Source organism: Geodermatophilus sp. SYSU D01105 (genome assembly GCF_054050095.1).
On the sequence record NZ_JBJGYR010000001.1, the window covers coordinates 22636 to 36271 of the forward strand.

Genomic DNA, 13636 nt, shown 5'->3' on the forward strand with positions numbered 1-13636 from the left:
CGTCCACCCGCGGGATGACCCGCGCGTCCGACCCCGGGACGAGGGTCAGCGCGCGTCGAGGTGGCGCAGCAGCGTCTCGCCCAGGTCGCGCATGTGCTCGACCTGCTCGGGGGTCAGCTGGTCGAACAGGTGGGTGCGCACGCCCTCGACGTGCACCGGGGCCGCGGCCTCCAGCGCGGCGAACCCCTCGTCGGTGAGGACGGCGAGCTGACCGCGCCCGTCCTCGGCGCAGACCTGCCGGCGCACCCAGCCGCGCTCCTCGAGGCGGGAGACCGCGTGCGAGAGCCGGCTGCGCGAGGACAGGCAGCGGTCGGCGAGCTCGCTCATCCGCAGCATGCGCCCCTCGGTCTCGGACAGGGCGACGAGGATCTCGTAGTAGGCGTGCGAGATCCCGGTCCGGTGGGTGAGCTCGCGGTCCAGGCGGTCCTGCAGCAGCTGCGAGCTGTACAGCCACGCACGCCAGGCCCGCTGCTCGTCGGCGTCCAGCCAGCGGGGCTCCCCGGCCGGACGTCCGGGGCCGTCCTGGGAGGCGGACACGTGCGCGGTCATGTCCCTCAGGGTACTGGCGGAATAGATGAGCCTTCAACTACGCTCAGGCCCAGCAGAAGGTCAAACGCTCAACCGTCTTGGAGAGAACACCATGACCAGCACCGCCACCCAGATCCCCGGTTACGTCGTCGGCACGTGGGACATCGACCCCACGCACTCGACCGTCGGCTTCTCCGTCCGCCACATGATGGTGAGCAAGGTCCGCGGCTACTTCCGCGAGTTCTCCGGTGAGATCGTCACCGCCGAGGACCCGACGCAGTCCAGCGTCACCGCGCGGATCAACATGGACTCCATCGACACCCGCCAGGAGCAGCGCGACGCGCACATCCGCTCCGCGGACTTCTTCGACGTCGGCAACCACACCGAGATGACCTTCCGCTCGACCGCGGTCCGCACCGACGGTGCCGACTGGACCGTCGTCGGTGACCTGACGGTCAAGGGCATCACCAAGCCGGTCGAGCTGGAGCTCGAGCTCAACGGCTTCGGCCCCGACGCCTACGGCGGCACCCGCGCCGGCTTCAGTGCCAAGACCGAGATCTCCCGCAAGGAGTACGGCGTCGACATCGACATGCCGATGGACGGCGGCGGCGTGGTCGTCGGCGACAAGATCAGCGTCGAGCTCGAGATCGAGGCCGTGCTCCGCACCGCCTGAACGACCCCCGCCTGAGAGCAACCACTCGACGGCCGCTCCAGAGGGCCCCGGGCGCACGCCCGGGGCCCTCTGTCGTCCGCGTCCCACGGTCCACGGCGGCGCTGGGGCAGGATCCCGAGCCGATGCGTGCAGCGGGGGCGGGCCGGCCGGCCGGAGGACTGCGCGCTGCGGCCCGGCCGCCCCTGCTCGCCGGCCTGTCGCTGATGGCCTGGCCGACCCTGCTCGCCGGCCTGTCGCTGATGGCCTGGGCGGGGCTGCGGTCGGCCCGCCACCGGCCGGCCTGGCTGGAGCCCGAGCCGGCCTGCCTGACGTCGGGGGAGTGCACCCCGGCCGAGGCGGCGGCGGGGCTGACCCGGCTGTGGTGGGTCGTCGGCGCGGGGGCGGTCCTGGTCCTGCTCGGCGTGGCGCTGGTGGCGCTGCGGCGGACGGGGGGCCGCACCGGGCCGCCGGCGCGCGGGTCGGCGCCGTCGGTCCACGCGGGGATCGCGGCCGCGGTCGGCAGCGGGGTCGCCCTGCTGCTCGAGGTCCCGGTGTTCGTGGCGCTGTTCGCCGGGCCGCACGCCGTGCCGGTCGCGCTGGCCGTCGTCTGGCTGGTCCAGGCCGAGGTCCTCACCGGGCTCGACGTCCGGCTCGGGGGGCCGGGCACCTCCCTGCGCCGCGCGTGGCTCACCGGCCTGGGGGTCAGCGCCGCCGCGACCGGCCTCGCCGGCGCCGCCGTCGGTGCGGGGTGGGTGGGGCCGGACGGCTGGTGGTCCCTGCCGCTGGCCACCGGCCTGCTGCTGGGTGCCGGGGTGGCCGTCGCCCGGATGGCCGGCCAGGCGCGGGCCGGCACGTCCCCGCGGCGCGGGGGCTCCGCCGCCGTCCTCCTCGGGGTGTTCGGGCTGACGGCCTTCGTGCTGCTCGGTGGGGTGCAGGCCCTGGTGGTGGCCGGGGTGTCGGTCCTGGTCGCCTCCGACCCGCCGCTGCCGGAGGAGCCGGGGGTGACGGTCCCCGCACCGACGACCGCGCCCCCGCCGTCCCCGGTGTCGCTCCCTCCCCCGGTCGGATCGGCCCCTCCGCCGCGGGTCGCGGCCGGTGCGCCCTGCTCGGTCGGCGACCTCGACCTCGCCGTGGTCGGCTTCGACGCCGCGCTGGGCGCCCGGGCGGCGAGCGTGCAGGCGCGCAACACCGGCGACGCCCCGTGCTGGGTCGAGGGCGTCCCGGTCGTGACGCTGCTCCAGGGCGGCCGGCCGCTGACGCTCACCGTCGAGCCCGGGCAGAGCCCGACCGGCGGGCCGGCCGTCGCCGAGCGCGTCGGCATCGCCCCCGGCGGGACGGCGCTGGCGCTGCTCACCTGGCGCACCCACGCCGGCTGGGCCGACGCCGAGACCCCGCAGATGGTCACCGTGGCCCTCGACCCGTCGTCCCCGCCGGTCGAGGCCGGCATCGTCGGCGGCTCGCCGCAGGCGCCGTTCGACATCGCCGACGCAGGTTGACCACCTGGCCGACACGCTTGCGCGGATGGGGGCGCGTGGGGCATCGCGCCGTGAGCGCCGCCCTGGAACTGACCGGCACCCGGCCACCCCGTCCGCTCCGGCCAGCCCCTCCGCTCCGACGAGCCCCTCCACTCCGACGAACCCCTCCACTCCGACGATCATGGTCCTCGGGAGGTGACACGCCGGTCGTCGCAAATCGTGCAGCGAGGACTCGACCGCATCGGCGTGACCGCACCCCGCCGGGGCGTCCACGACGTGCGCCGCCCGGGGTGTCGCCTCCGCGGCGTCATGATCGTCGCGGGGGCCCGGGAACCGGTCGCGGGGGCGGGCCCGGGAACCGGTCGCGGGCGGGCCCGGGAACCAGCCGCGGGGAGGGGGAGACTGGTCGGCATGTCGTCGTCCACGCTGACCCGTGCCCGCACCCGCTTCCCGTCCGCCGTCCTCGTCGCGATCGGCCTGGCCGCGGGCTTCGGCGTCGCCCAGAGCACCGGCGTCCGCGCGCTCGGAGGCGCCCTCTTCGCCCTCGGCGGGCTGGCGGCGGCCTGGCTGTGGGTGCAGCGGCGCGGCTGGGCGGTGGCCCTCGGACTGGGCGCCCTGTACGTCGGTGCCTTCGTGCTCGCCCACGTGCTGGCGCTGGGCGTGGGCATGGCGGCGTGGCTGGCGGTGAGTCTCGTCACGATCGCCGCCGCTGGGATGACGTTCGCCGTGGCCGACCGCCCCTGACGTGCTGGAACGGCCACCCTCCAGGGGCCCGCGCCGAGCCTGCGAGGGACGAGGGGGACCGAGGTCCTTCTAGAGTGGGAAGGTCGCCGGGCCGGCGGCCGTTACTCGTGATGCCGCGTGCGTCGACGCCGCGGATCCCCGAACCCCCTGAGGTGCCCTCCCGCATGCCCACCCGCGACGACCTGCGCAACGTGGCGATCATCGCCCACGTCGACCACGGCAAGACGACCCTGGTCGACGCCCTCCTCCGCCAGGCCGGAGCGCTCGGCCGCGCCAAGGGCGAGGGGACGGACAACGACTCCACGCAGGACCGCGTCATGGACTCGATGGACCTCGAGCGTGAGCGCGGCATCACCATCCTCGCCAAGAACACCGCCATCCGGCTGGCCGACGAGAACGGCAACCCGGTGACGGTCAACATCGTCGACACCCCCGGTCACGCCGACTTCGGTGGCGAGGTCGAGCGCGGCCTGTCGATGGTGGACGGCGTCGTCCTGCTCGTGGACTCCTCCGAGGGTCCGCTGCCGCAGACCCGCTTCGTGCTGCGCAAGGCGCTGGCCAAGCGGATGCCGGTGATCCTCGTGGTCAACAAGACCGACCGCGCCGACGCCCGGATCGCCGAGGTCGTGGACGAGACCTACGAGCTGTTCATGGAGCTGCTCGAGGACAACGGCCTGGACACCGACGCGCTCGAGTTCCCGATCGTCTACAGCAACGGCAAGACCGGGCAGGCCTCGCTCACCCGGCCCGCCGACGGCACCAGCCCCGACAGCCCCGACCTCGGCCCGCTGGTGAAGACCCTGCTCGACACCATCCCGGCACCGTCCTACGACGCCGAGGAACCGCTGCGCGCGCAGGTCACCAACCTCGACGCCTCCCCGTACCTCGGCCGGCTGGCGCTGCTGCGCATCCACTCCGGCACGATGAAGAGCGGCCAGCAGGTCGCCTGGTGCAAGACCGACGGCACGATCCAGCGGGTCAAGATCACCGAGCTGCTCGTGACCGAGGGCCTGACCCGCACCCCGGCCGAGAGCGCCGGCCCCGGTGACCTCGTCGCCATCGCCGGCATCGAGGACATCATGATCGGCGACACCCTCGCCGACCCGAACGACCCGCGGCCGCTGCCGCCCCTGACCGTGGACGAGCCGTCGATCTCGATCACCATCGGGATCAACACCTCGCCCATCTCGGGCCGCTCGGGCAAGAAGCTCACCGCCCGGCTGATCAAGAACCGGCTCGACCAGGAGCTGGTCGGCAACGTCTCGGTGCGCATGCTGCCCACCGAGCGACCCGACACCTGGGAGATGCAGGGCCGCGGTGAGCTGGCCCTGGCGATCCTCGTCGAGCAGCTGCGCCGGGAGGAGTTCGAGCTCACCGTCGGCCGGCCGCAGGTGGTCACCAAGGAGATCGACGGCAAGCTCCACGAGCCGGTCGAGCGGGTCACCATCGACACCCCGGGCGAGTACGTCGGCACCCTCACGCAGGCGCTGGCCTCCCGCCGGGGCCGCATGGAGAACCTGGTGCACCACGACACCGGTTGGGCGCGGATGGAGTACATCGTCCCCTCCCGCGGCCTCATCGGGTTCCGCACCGAGTTCCTCACCGAGACCCGCGGCACCGGCGTCCTCAACCACAACCTCGAGGGCTACGAGCCGTGGATGGGTGACATGCGCGCCCGCCCGACCGGGTCCCTGGTCGCCGACCGGCAGGGCGTGGCGACGTCGTACGCGATGTTCTCGCTGCAGGAGCGCGGCTCGATGATGGTCGCGCCGGGCACCGAGGTGTACGAGGGCATGATCGTCGGCGAGAACTCCCGCCCCGACGACATGGACGTCAACATCACCAAGGAGAAGAAGCTCACCAACATGCGGTCCTCGACCGCTGAGGAGCTCGAGCGGCTCATCCCGCCGCGGATCCTGAACCTGGAGCAGGCGCTGGAGTTCTGTGCCGAGGACGAGTGCGTCGAGGTCACCCCGGCCACCATCCGGGTGCGCAAGGTGATCCTCGACCAGAACGAGCGGGGCAAGGCGAAGAACCGCAAGCCCAAGGCCTGAGCAAGGACCCCGTCCCGGGCACCGCCGCTCGCACGCTGGCGGCGGTGCCCGGGACGGGGCCGACGAGCGCGGTCCTGCCCTCCCCAAAACGGGGGTCCTCCGCGCGTGCTCCACGGCCGAGTGAGCAGTCGTCGTCGCGACGCGTGCGCGACACGCCGTCCCCGACGGCGGGAGCTGCCCACTCGGCCGTTCGCGTCTCCGGGGCGGCCGTTGACACCCCTCCGACCGACTCCCTACGGTTCCGACTCGTCCCAGGACCGCTCGCCGGGTGCTTGATCCGCCCGGTCCGGCGGTGCCCCCCGCCACCGCGCGACGACGCCGGTGGACCGCACGGACATCGGAGTCCCCATGACCGGACGCCCGGCTCTCCCGCCCACCCCGGCCCCGCGGGGTCGCCGCCGCTGGCCCGTCGTGACCGCGCTCAGCGTCGGCCTGGTCGCCAGCGGTCTGGTGTTCCCGACCGCGGCCCAGGCGGCGACGACGACCGTCGAGCCCTTCGGGACCGCTCCCGACGGCACCCCGGTCGAGCGCTGGACGCTGGCGAACGGGGACATGGTCGTCCGCGTGCTCACCTGGGGTGGCGTCATCCAGTCGCTGGAGGTCCCCGACGCCGAGGGTCAGGTGGAGAACGTCGTCCTCGGCTTCCCGGACCTGGCCGGCTACGTCGCCGACACCGACCCCTACTTCGGCTCCCTGATCGGCCGGTACGGCAACCGCATCGCCGGCGGCACCTTCACCCTCGACGGCACCGCCTACCAGCTGCCGCTCAACGACGACCCGAACACCCTGCACGGCGGGACCGACGGCTTCGACGACCAGGTCTGGACGGCCACGCCCGTCGGTGACGACGACGTCGCCGCCCTGGAGCTGCAGCTGGTCAGCCCCGACGGCGACCAGGGCTTCCCCGGGACCCTCACCACGACGGTCACCTACAGCCTGGACGCCGAGTCGCGGCTGACCGTGCACTACGAGGCCACGACCGACGCCCCGACCGTCGTCAACCTGACCCAGCACACCTACTGGAACCTGGGCGGCGAGGGCTCCGGCAGCATCTACGACCACGAGCTGCAGCTGGACGCCAGCGGGTACACCCCGGTGAACGAGGCGCTCATCCCGACCGGCGAGATCGCCACGGTGGAGGGCACCCCGTTCGACTTCCGCGAGCCCACCGCCATCGGCGCGCGCATCCGCGAGGACGACCAGCAGCTGCTGTACGGGCAGGGCTACGACCACAACTGGGCGCTGGACCGCGAGGACGACGGGGCGCGGGAGGGGTCCGACAGCGAGGACGCCCTCGAGCAGGCGGCCGTGCTGCACGACCCCGCCAGCGGCCGGACGCTGACCATCGACACCACCGAGCCCGGCATCCAGTTCTACTCGGGCAACTTCCTCGACGGCACGCTGGTCGGCACCGGCGGGACGATCTACCGGCAGGGTGACGGGCTGGCGCTGGAGACCCAGCACTTCCCGAACTCGCCCAACGAGCCGGAGTTCCCGTCGACGGAGCTGCGGCCGGGCGAGGTCTACGACAGCACCACCGTCTTCTCCCTGTCGTCCTGACCGGGGGCGCCGGGGCAGGCGGTCGCCGGGCGCCCCCCCGGCGAACCGTCGTGACCACCTGGTGACGAACCGTGATGACGAGCCGCGGGACGGCGACCCGCCGCCCCGCGGCCGGCCGGGCGGTGCGACCCGTACTGCATAGGTTCTCCTCGGGCCCGTGTACCCGAGGGCGCACTCGACGACGGAAGGCGGCGTGACGCTGATGAGGACGACCCTGCAGACGCTGGCGGCCGAGGGGCACCGGGGCGGCATCGACGTCCGGGTGAGCGTGCGCAGCGACGCAGGGTCGGGCGAGCACGCCTTCGACGGCGCCTGGTTCCCGCGCAGCCGCGACCTGGCGGTGGAGCTGCCCGAGCTGGTCGCCGCCCTGGACAAGCGTGGCCTGCGCGTCGAGCGCTTCACCTACCCCCTCGACGCCTGGAGCCCGGCTCCGCGCAAGGTCGTCGTCGGTGGCCGGGTGGTGCGCACCGGCGGCTTCCGCAGCATGGACCCGGGGGTGGTCTGCCTGACCTGGGACGGCGGCACCCGGCGGGCGGACCTGCTCGTCGTGCCGCCGGAGACCGACGTGATCACCGGGGCCCGGGCGCTGCGGCTGTGCACCCGCAGGGGGCTGCCGCGCTCGCCGCAGATGGTGATGGCCGCCGCCCGGTCGATGCCGCTGCCGCAGGTCCCCGGGGTGCCCGTCACGCACGCGGTCTGAGACGGGACCCCTGACCGGCCGGGCGGGCTGCGCCCACAGCGAACCGGCTGGACGGCGGGGGAACCGCTCGGCTGGGCTGGGGCCATGCGACTGCTCGTCCTCGGCGGCACCCACTTCCTCGGCCGGCACGTGGCCACGGCGGCACTCGACCGCGGTCACGAGGTGGCGGCGTTCACCCGCGGCGTGTCCGGGGACCCGCCCGAGGGCGTCCGGGCGTTGCGCGGCGACCGGGACGACCCCACCGCGCTGGCGGCCGCCCTCGACGGCTGGACCCCGGAGCTCGTCGTCGACACCTCGTGCCAGACCCGCGCGGCCGCCCGCAGCGCCGCGGAGGTGCTGGGTGGCGTCCGGGGCCCGGCGATCCGGGGCTACGCCTTCGTGAGCAGCCTCAACGCCTACCGGAACTGGCCGCCGGGACCCATCCGGAGCGAGGACGAGCCGGTCTGGGAGAGCGACGAGGACGAGTACGGGGCGATCAAGGCCGAGGCCGAGCGGGTCCTCGGCGCGGCGTTCGGTGACCGCTTCCTCACCGCGCGCGCCGGGCTGATCGTCGGCCCCGACGACCGCGTGCACCGGCTGGGGTGGTGGCTGCAGCGGATCGCGCGCGGCGGACGGGTCGTCGTCCCCGACGCCCTCAACCAACCGATCGCCCTGGTGGACGTCCGCGACCTCGCCGGCTGGCTGGTGACCATGGCCGAGCAGGGTGTCTCCGGTCCGGTGAACACCACCGGCCCGGCCGGCATGACCACCCTCGGCGGGTTGCTCGACCTGTGCCGCCAGGTGACCGGGAGCGACGCGGAGTGGGCGGTGGTCCCGGAGGCGGACCTGCTCGCCGCGGGCGTCGAGCCGTGGCTGCACCTGCCGCTGTGGCTGCCCGCCGAGATGGCCCGCACCGCCTGGGAGGTCGACACCACGCGGGCCCGTGAGCTGGGACTGCCCGGCCGGCCCCTGGAGGAGACCGTCACCGACACCTGGGCCTGGCTGCAGACGGTCGACCGGCTCCCGCCCCCGCCCCACGGGTTGCCCGTGCCCGGCCTGCCGGCCGACCTCGAGGCGGCTCTCCTCGCGGCCCGCTGAGCGCCGGCGGTGCTGCCGGGCTCAGCCTGCGGCGACGGACGGGCGCGGCCGCTCGGTCGCCGGGGTGCTGGCGGACTCCAGGGCGCGGTCCCTGCGGTACTCGCGGGAGGAGTGGACGACGGCCGCGGCCCAGAGGAGGTACAGGACGGCGTAGGCGGCGTAGCGGACCGGGTCGGAGGCGTCGAGCCAGTCGCTCCTGAGCAGGGTCCGGGTGTTGGTCAGGACTATCACGCCGCCGACGAGCGAGCCGAGCATGCGCGGCGGGACGTGCCGGACCAGCCACGCCGCGATGGGGGCGGCGACCAGCCCACCGACCAGCAGCGCCAGCACCCAGCCGGCGTCGACGCCCTGCGAGCCGAGGGAGAGCAGGAACCCGAGGCTGGCGGCCAGCGCCACGAGGAACTCGGAGGTGTCGATCGAGCCGATCACCGTGCGCGGCTCCATGCGGCCGCTGGCGAGGATCGCCGGCGTGCCCACGGGTCCCCACCCGCCGCCGCCGGTGGCGTCGACGAAGCCGGCGACCAGGCCCAGGGGGCCCAGGAAACGCGTGCGCATGGGCTTGCCCAGGTGGCGGCGGTCCACGCCGCGGAGCGTGAAGCGGACCAGAAGGTAGATGCCCAGTGCCAGCAGGACCAGCGACATCACCGGGGCGGCGACCTCGGTCGAGAGGTTCGACAGCACGCTCGCGCCGAGGAACGCGCCCACCGCGCCCGGGACGCCGACCTTGGCCACGACCCGCCAGTCGACGTTGCCGAACTTCCAGTGCGACAGGCCCGAGGCCAGCGTCGTGCCGATCTCGGACAGGTGGATGGTCGCCGAGGCGGCGGCGGGGTTGGTGCCGATCGCCAGGAGCAGCGTGGTGGACGTGACGCCGTAGGCCATGCCGAGGCTGCCGTCCACGAGCTGCGCGCCCAGGCCGACGAGCGCGAGCAGGGTCAGGGTCCTCACCGGCGCGTGCCCCGACGCGCGCCGCGTCCCCGCGGGGACGCCGTCACCTGTGCCACGTGATCATGTGTACGGACCCGTGCGGTCCGGGTGAACGCCTCAACCGGGGGGATGCGGACGCCGCAACCTGGGGGTGCGCCACCTCGACGACGACGAGAGGCCCCGCCCGGCGGGTGCCGGGCGGGGCCTCGATGTCGCTCATCCGGCCCCCTGCAGGGGCTCACCGCGAGCCTGCGAGCAGTGGGGGGGCAGGGTCCTCCGTCAGTCCTGCGGCGCGCTGGGCCGGCCCGCGGTCAGGTTGCGGCCGAGGTCGGCCGCGTCGGCGCCATCGGCCGGCAGGTCGATCTCGTCGTGCACGCGTGCCGCCTCGGCGGCGAGAGCGTCGGCCGACTCCAGGGCGCGGTCCTTGCGGTACTCGCGGAAGGAGTGGACGACGGCCGCGGCCCAGAGGAGGTACAGGACGGCGTAGACGGCGTAGCGGACCGGGTCGGAGGCGTCGATCCAGTCGCTGCGCAGCAGGGTCCGCGTGTTGGTGATCACGATGATCCCGCCGACGAGCGAGCCCAGCATGCGCGGCGGGACGTGCCGGACCAGCCAGGCGGCGATCGGGGCGGCGACCAGTCCACCGATCAGCAGCGCCAGCACCCAGGCGAAGTCGATGCCCTGCGAGCCGAGCGCCACGAGGAACCCGAGGCTGGCGGCCAGCGCCACGAGGAACTCGGAGGTGTCGATCGAGCCGATCACCTTGCGCGGCTCCATGCGGCCGCTGGCCAGCAGCGCGGGGGTCCCGACCGGCCCCCACCCGCCGCCACCGGTGGCGTCGACGAAGCCGGCCACCAGGCCGAGCGGGCCGAGGAAGCGCTTGCGGACCGGCTTGCCCAGGTGCCTGCGGTCCACGCCGCGGAGGGTGAAGCGGACCAGCAGGTAGACACCGAGCCCCAGCAGGATCAGCGACATGGCCGGGGCGGCGACCTCGGTCGAGAGGTTCGACAGCACGCTCGCGCCGAGGAACGCGCCCACCGCGCCCGGGACGCCGACCTTGGCCACCACCCGCCAGTCGACGTTGCCGAACTTCCAGTGCGACAGCCCCGAGGCCAGCGTCGTGCCGATCTCGGACAGGTGGATGGTCGCCGAGGCGGCGGCGGGGTTGGTGCCGATGGCGAGCAGCAGGGTGGTGGACGTGACGCCATAGGCCATGCCGAGGCTGCCGTCCACGAGCTGCGCGCCCAGGCCGACCAGGGCGAGCAGGGTGAGGGTCTTCACGAGGCTGGACTCCGGATCCGGGGAGGGGGGTCGCGGGCGCGCGTCAGGGCGCGGCTCACCGCGGGACGAACGGGGGAGGGGGCGCGCAGCAGCGCGCGGACGTCAGCAGCCCGGACAGCGGGCGGTGCAGACGCGCAGCAGGTCGACGTGGATCCGCCCCACCAGGAGCACCGTCGTCGCCGCCACGGCGATATGTCTACCAGATCGATCGGGATATGTGCCAAGAGGCGTTCCACCGTGCGGGACGCCGTCCTCCCCCCGGGGGAACGCGACGGGGCCCGGCGGGAAGGCCCGCCGGCCCCGTGCACGGGAGGTCGTCGCGGCCGTCAGCCGATGATGTTGTGGGTGAGGAAGTAGGCGACCGCGGCCACCGCGCCGGCGGCCGGCAGCGTCACGACCCAGGCGACGACGATGTTGCCGGCCACGCCCCAGCGGACCGCCGACAGCCGCCGGGTGGCACCGACGCCCATGATCGACGTCGTCGTGATGTGGGTCGTCGACACGGGGACCGCGAACACGGTCGCGGTGGTCACCATGACGCTCGACGCCACGGTCTGCGAGGAGAAGCCGCCGGCCGGGGTGAGCTGGATGATCCGCCGGCCCAGGGTGCGCATGATGCGGAAGCCGCCGGCGTAGGTGCCGGCGCTCAGGGCGAGGGCGGCGGCGAGGACGACCCAGAGCGGAACGGTGAAGTCGTCGATCTCGCCGGCGGTGAACAGGGCCAGGGTGATGACGCCCATGGTCTTCTGCGCGTCCTGCAGCCCGTGGCCCAGCGCCATGGTGGCGGAGCTGACGATCTGTGCGTACCGGAAGCCGCGGTTGGCCCGGCTGACGTTGGCGCTGCGGAAGGCCCACAGGATCGCCAGCATGAACAGGTAGCCCAGGCCGAACCCGACCAGGGGCGAGACCACCATCGGCACGATGACCTTCTCGAACACGCCCATCCACTGCACGGTGTGGGCCGCGGCGACCGCGGCGCCGACCAGGCCGCCGATGAGGGCGTGCGAGGACGACGAGGGCAGCCCGAACCACCAGGTGATGAGGTTCCAGGCGATCGCGCCGATCAGGGCCGCGAAGACGATCTTCAGCCCGTCGCTGCCCTGGGGTGGGCCGATGATGCCCTCGCCGACGGTCTTGGCGACCTCCGTGGACAGCAGGGCGCCGACCAGGTTCATGACCGCGGCCAGTGCCAGCGCGACCCGGGGGGTGAGCGCCTTCGTGGAGACCGCCACGGCGATGGCGTTGGCCGCGTCGTGGAAGCCGTTGGTGTAGTCGAAGGCCAGGGCCACCAGGATGATGAGGACCAGCGCGACGAAGGCCGCGTCCATACCGGGTCAGGACTCCTTGACGGTGATCGTCTCGACGACGTTCGCCACGTGCTCGAAGGCGTCCGCGGCCTCCTCGAGCTGGTCGGCCACCTCCTTGAGCTTGAGGATCTCCAGCGCGTCGAACTCGCCGCTGTAGAGGCGGGAGAGCAGCCGCCGGTACAGCTTGTCCGCCTCGTTCTCGATGCGGTTGACCTCGATCCAGTAGTCGGAGAGGTCCTTGAGCGTGCGCAGCCGCGGCATCGCCTCGGCGGTCGTCTGGGCGGCCCGCTGCAGCAGGGCAGCCTGCTGGTTCATCTCCGCGGGGAGGGTGCCCAGGCCGGTGAGGATCACCAGGTCGGCGGCGGCCTCGACGAAGTCCATGACGTCGTCGAGGTCGCTGGCCAGGTTGTAGATGTCCTCGCGGTCGAACGGCGTGACGAAGCTGGAGTTCAGCTGCCGGAAGATCGCGTGGGTGGACTGGTCGCCGACGTGCTCGAGCTCGCGCAGCTTGTCGGCCAGTTCGCCGCGCCGGGCGTGGTCGTTGATGAACTCGCTGAGGACGGCGGTGGCCGCGACCAGGTTCTCCGCGGAGGCGGTGAACAGCGGGTAGAAGCTCGAGTCCTTGGGGGTCAGGCTGAAGGGCACGGCGTGGGGCTCCCGATCGGCTAGGGGACCGTCCACCCGCCTGCCTGGCGGTCGCACGGCCGTCGGGCAGCATAGGTGCCCGTCCACCGGCCGTTCACGCAGGCGTCATGCCTGCGCCACGTCGGCGTCCTCCCCGCCCAGTGCGTCGACCAGGTCGGCCCGGGCCCGGGCGACCCGCGACCGGATGGTGCCGATCGGGCAGCCGGCGACCTCGGCGGCCTCGGCGTAGGGCAGGCCCAGCAGCTGGGTCAGCACGAAGGCCTCCCGCCGATCGGGTGCCAGGCGGGCCAGCAGGTCGGTGACGACGGCGCCCTCACCCACGTGGTCGGCGCCGTCGGCGACGTCGAGGGCCTCGAGGTCGGCGTCGTCCCGGACCAGGGTGAGTCGGCGCCGCCGGCGGGAGCGGACCGCGTCGGCGCAGACCCGGCGGGCGATGGCGAGCAGCCAGGTGCGCAGCGAGGACCGGCCCTCGAACCGGTGCAGGGCGCCGAAGGCCCGCAGGTAGGTCTCCTGGGTCAGGTCGTCGGCGGACTGCCGGTCGCCGAGCGCGGAGCACAGCCGCCAGACGTCGGACTGGGTGGCCCGCACCAGCGCCGCCGCGGCGAGGGGGTCGCCGTCGACGGCGGCGGAGGCCAGCCGCTCCAGTTCGTCCACGCCCTGCATCCTCCCCGAGGCAGCGCCGTCCG

The 13636-nt window shown here is 73.8% G+C and carries 13 protein-coding genes; 7 read left to right on the top strand and 6 right to left on the bottom strand.

Going from position 1 to position 13636, the window contains the following annotated elements:
* Nucleotides 1–45: 45 nt before the first annotated feature.
* Entirely contained in the window at nt 46–549 is a 504-nt protein-coding gene (locus ACI79I_RS00100) for a MarR family winged helix-turn-helix transcriptional regulator (RefSeq protein WP_456989810.1), read from the bottom strand.
* Between the two features lie 91 nt (nt 550–640).
* Here ACI79I_RS00100 and ACI79I_RS00105 point away from each other — a divergent pair, with 91 nt between their 5' ends.
* The 7 genes from ACI79I_RS00105 to ACI79I_RS00135 all read left to right on the top strand — a co-directional run bounded on the left by ACI79I_RS00105 (nt 641) and on the right by ACI79I_RS00135 (nt 8790).
* Complete coding sequence (locus ACI79I_RS00105; protein ID WP_456989812.1) at nt 641–1201, top strand: YceI family protein; 561 nt, start codon at nt 641–643, stop codon at nt 1199–1201.
* 122 nt (nt 1202–1323) lie between these two features.
* On the top strand, nt 1324–2676 hold the full coding sequence (locus ACI79I_RS00110; RefSeq protein ID WP_456989814.1) for a DUF4232 domain-containing protein: 1353 nt from the start codon (nt 1324–1326) through the stop codon (nt 2674–2676).
* Nucleotides 2677–3066: 390 nt separating this feature from the next.
* Nucleotides 3067–3399, top strand: coding sequence for a hypothetical protein (locus ACI79I_RS00115; RefSeq protein WP_456989816.1), 333 nt, complete (start codon nt 3067–3069; stop codon nt 3397–3399).
* 164 nt (nt 3400–3563) lie between these two features.
* Nucleotides 3564–5453: a translational GTPase TypA gene (gene typA / locus ACI79I_RS00120; RefSeq protein WP_456989818.1), complete on the top strand. Its 1890-nt coding sequence runs from the start codon at nt 3564–3566 to the stop codon at nt 5451–5453.
* 411 nt (nt 5454–5864) lie between these two features.
* Nucleotides 5865–7013, top strand: a complete 1149-nt coding sequence (locus ACI79I_RS00125) for an aldose epimerase family protein (RefSeq protein WP_456989820.1) — start codon at nt 5865–5867, stop codon at nt 7011–7013.
* A gap of 202 nt (nt 7014–7215) precedes the next feature.
* Nucleotides 7216–7713, top strand: a complete 498-nt coding sequence (locus ACI79I_RS00130; RefSeq protein ID WP_456989822.1) for a DUF5994 family protein — start codon at nt 7216–7218, stop codon at nt 7711–7713.
* Between the two features lie 84 nt (nt 7714–7797).
* A complete protein-coding gene (locus ACI79I_RS00135) occupies nt 7798–8790 on the top strand; it encodes an NAD-dependent epimerase/dehydratase family protein (RefSeq protein ID WP_456989824.1) in 993 nt (330 codons plus the stop codon).
* 21 nt (nt 8791–8811) lie between these two features.
* Here ACI79I_RS00135 and ACI79I_RS00140 read toward each other — a convergent pair whose 3' ends face one another.
* The 5 genes from ACI79I_RS00140 to ACI79I_RS00160 all read right to left on the bottom strand — a co-directional run bounded on the left by ACI79I_RS00140 (nt 8812) and on the right by ACI79I_RS00160 (nt 13604).
* A complete protein-coding gene (locus tag ACI79I_RS00140) occupies nt 8812–9738 on the bottom strand; it encodes a sulfite exporter TauE/SafE family protein (protein ID WP_456989826.1) in 927 nt (308 codons plus the stop codon).
* 258 nt (nt 9739–9996) lie between these two features.
* Entirely contained in the window at nt 9997–10998 is a 1002-nt protein-coding gene (locus tag ACI79I_RS00145; RefSeq protein WP_456989828.1) for a sulfite exporter TauE/SafE family protein, read from the bottom strand.
* 326 nt (nt 10999–11324) lie between these two features.
* The gene (locus ACI79I_RS00150; protein WP_456989830.1) at nt 11325–12326 is read right to left on the bottom strand and encodes an anion permease; all 1002 of its coding nucleotides are present in this window, start codon (nt 12324–12326) and stop codon (nt 11325–11327) included.
* Nucleotides 12327–12332: 6 nt separating this feature from the next.
* Nucleotides 12333–12950: a DUF47 domain-containing protein gene (locus ACI79I_RS00155; RefSeq protein ID WP_456946696.1), complete on the bottom strand. Its 618-nt coding sequence runs from the start codon at nt 12948–12950 to the stop codon at nt 12333–12335.
* Between the two features lie 105 nt (nt 12951–13055).
* On the bottom strand, nt 13056–13604 hold the full coding sequence (locus ACI79I_RS00160; protein ID WP_456989833.1) for a sigma-70 family RNA polymerase sigma factor: 549 nt from the start codon (nt 13602–13604) through the stop codon (nt 13056–13058).
* Nucleotides 13605–13636: the final 32 nt, after the last annotated feature.

What these genes read in the sequence shown, in the direction of transcription:
- ACI79I_RS00135 (WP_456989824.1), top strand. Translation starts at nt 7,798, where the DNA reads ATGCGACTGCTCGTCCTCGGCGGCACCCACTTCCTCGGCCGGCACGTG.
- ACI79I_RS00115 (WP_456989816.1), top strand. Translation starts at nt 3,067, where the DNA reads ATGTCGTCGTCCACGCTGACCCGTGCCCGCACCCGCTTCCCGTCCGCC.
- ACI79I_RS00130 (WP_456989822.1), top strand. Translation starts at nt 7,216, where the DNA reads ATGAGGACGACCCTGCAGACGCTGGCGGCCGAGGGGCACCGGGGCGGC.
- ACI79I_RS00105 (WP_456989812.1), top strand. Translation starts at nt 641, where the DNA reads ATGACCAGCACCGCCACCCAGATCCCCGGTTACGTCGTCGGCACGTGG.
- ACI79I_RS00100 (WP_456989810.1), bottom strand. Translation starts at nt 549, where the DNA reads ATGACCGCGCACGTGTCCGCCTCCCAGGACGGCCCCGGACGTCCGGCC.
- ACI79I_RS00110 (WP_456989814.1), top strand. Translation starts at nt 1,324, where the DNA reads ATGCGTGCAGCGGGGGCGGGCCGGCCGGCCGGAGGACTGCGCGCTGCG.
- ACI79I_RS00150 (WP_456989830.1), bottom strand. Translation starts at nt 12,326, where the DNA reads ATGGACGCGGCCTTCGTCGCGCTGGTCCTCATCATCCTGGTGGCCCTG.
- typA (WP_456989818.1), top strand. Translation starts at nt 3,564, where the DNA reads ATGCCCACCCGCGACGACCTGCGCAACGTGGCGATCATCGCCCACGTC.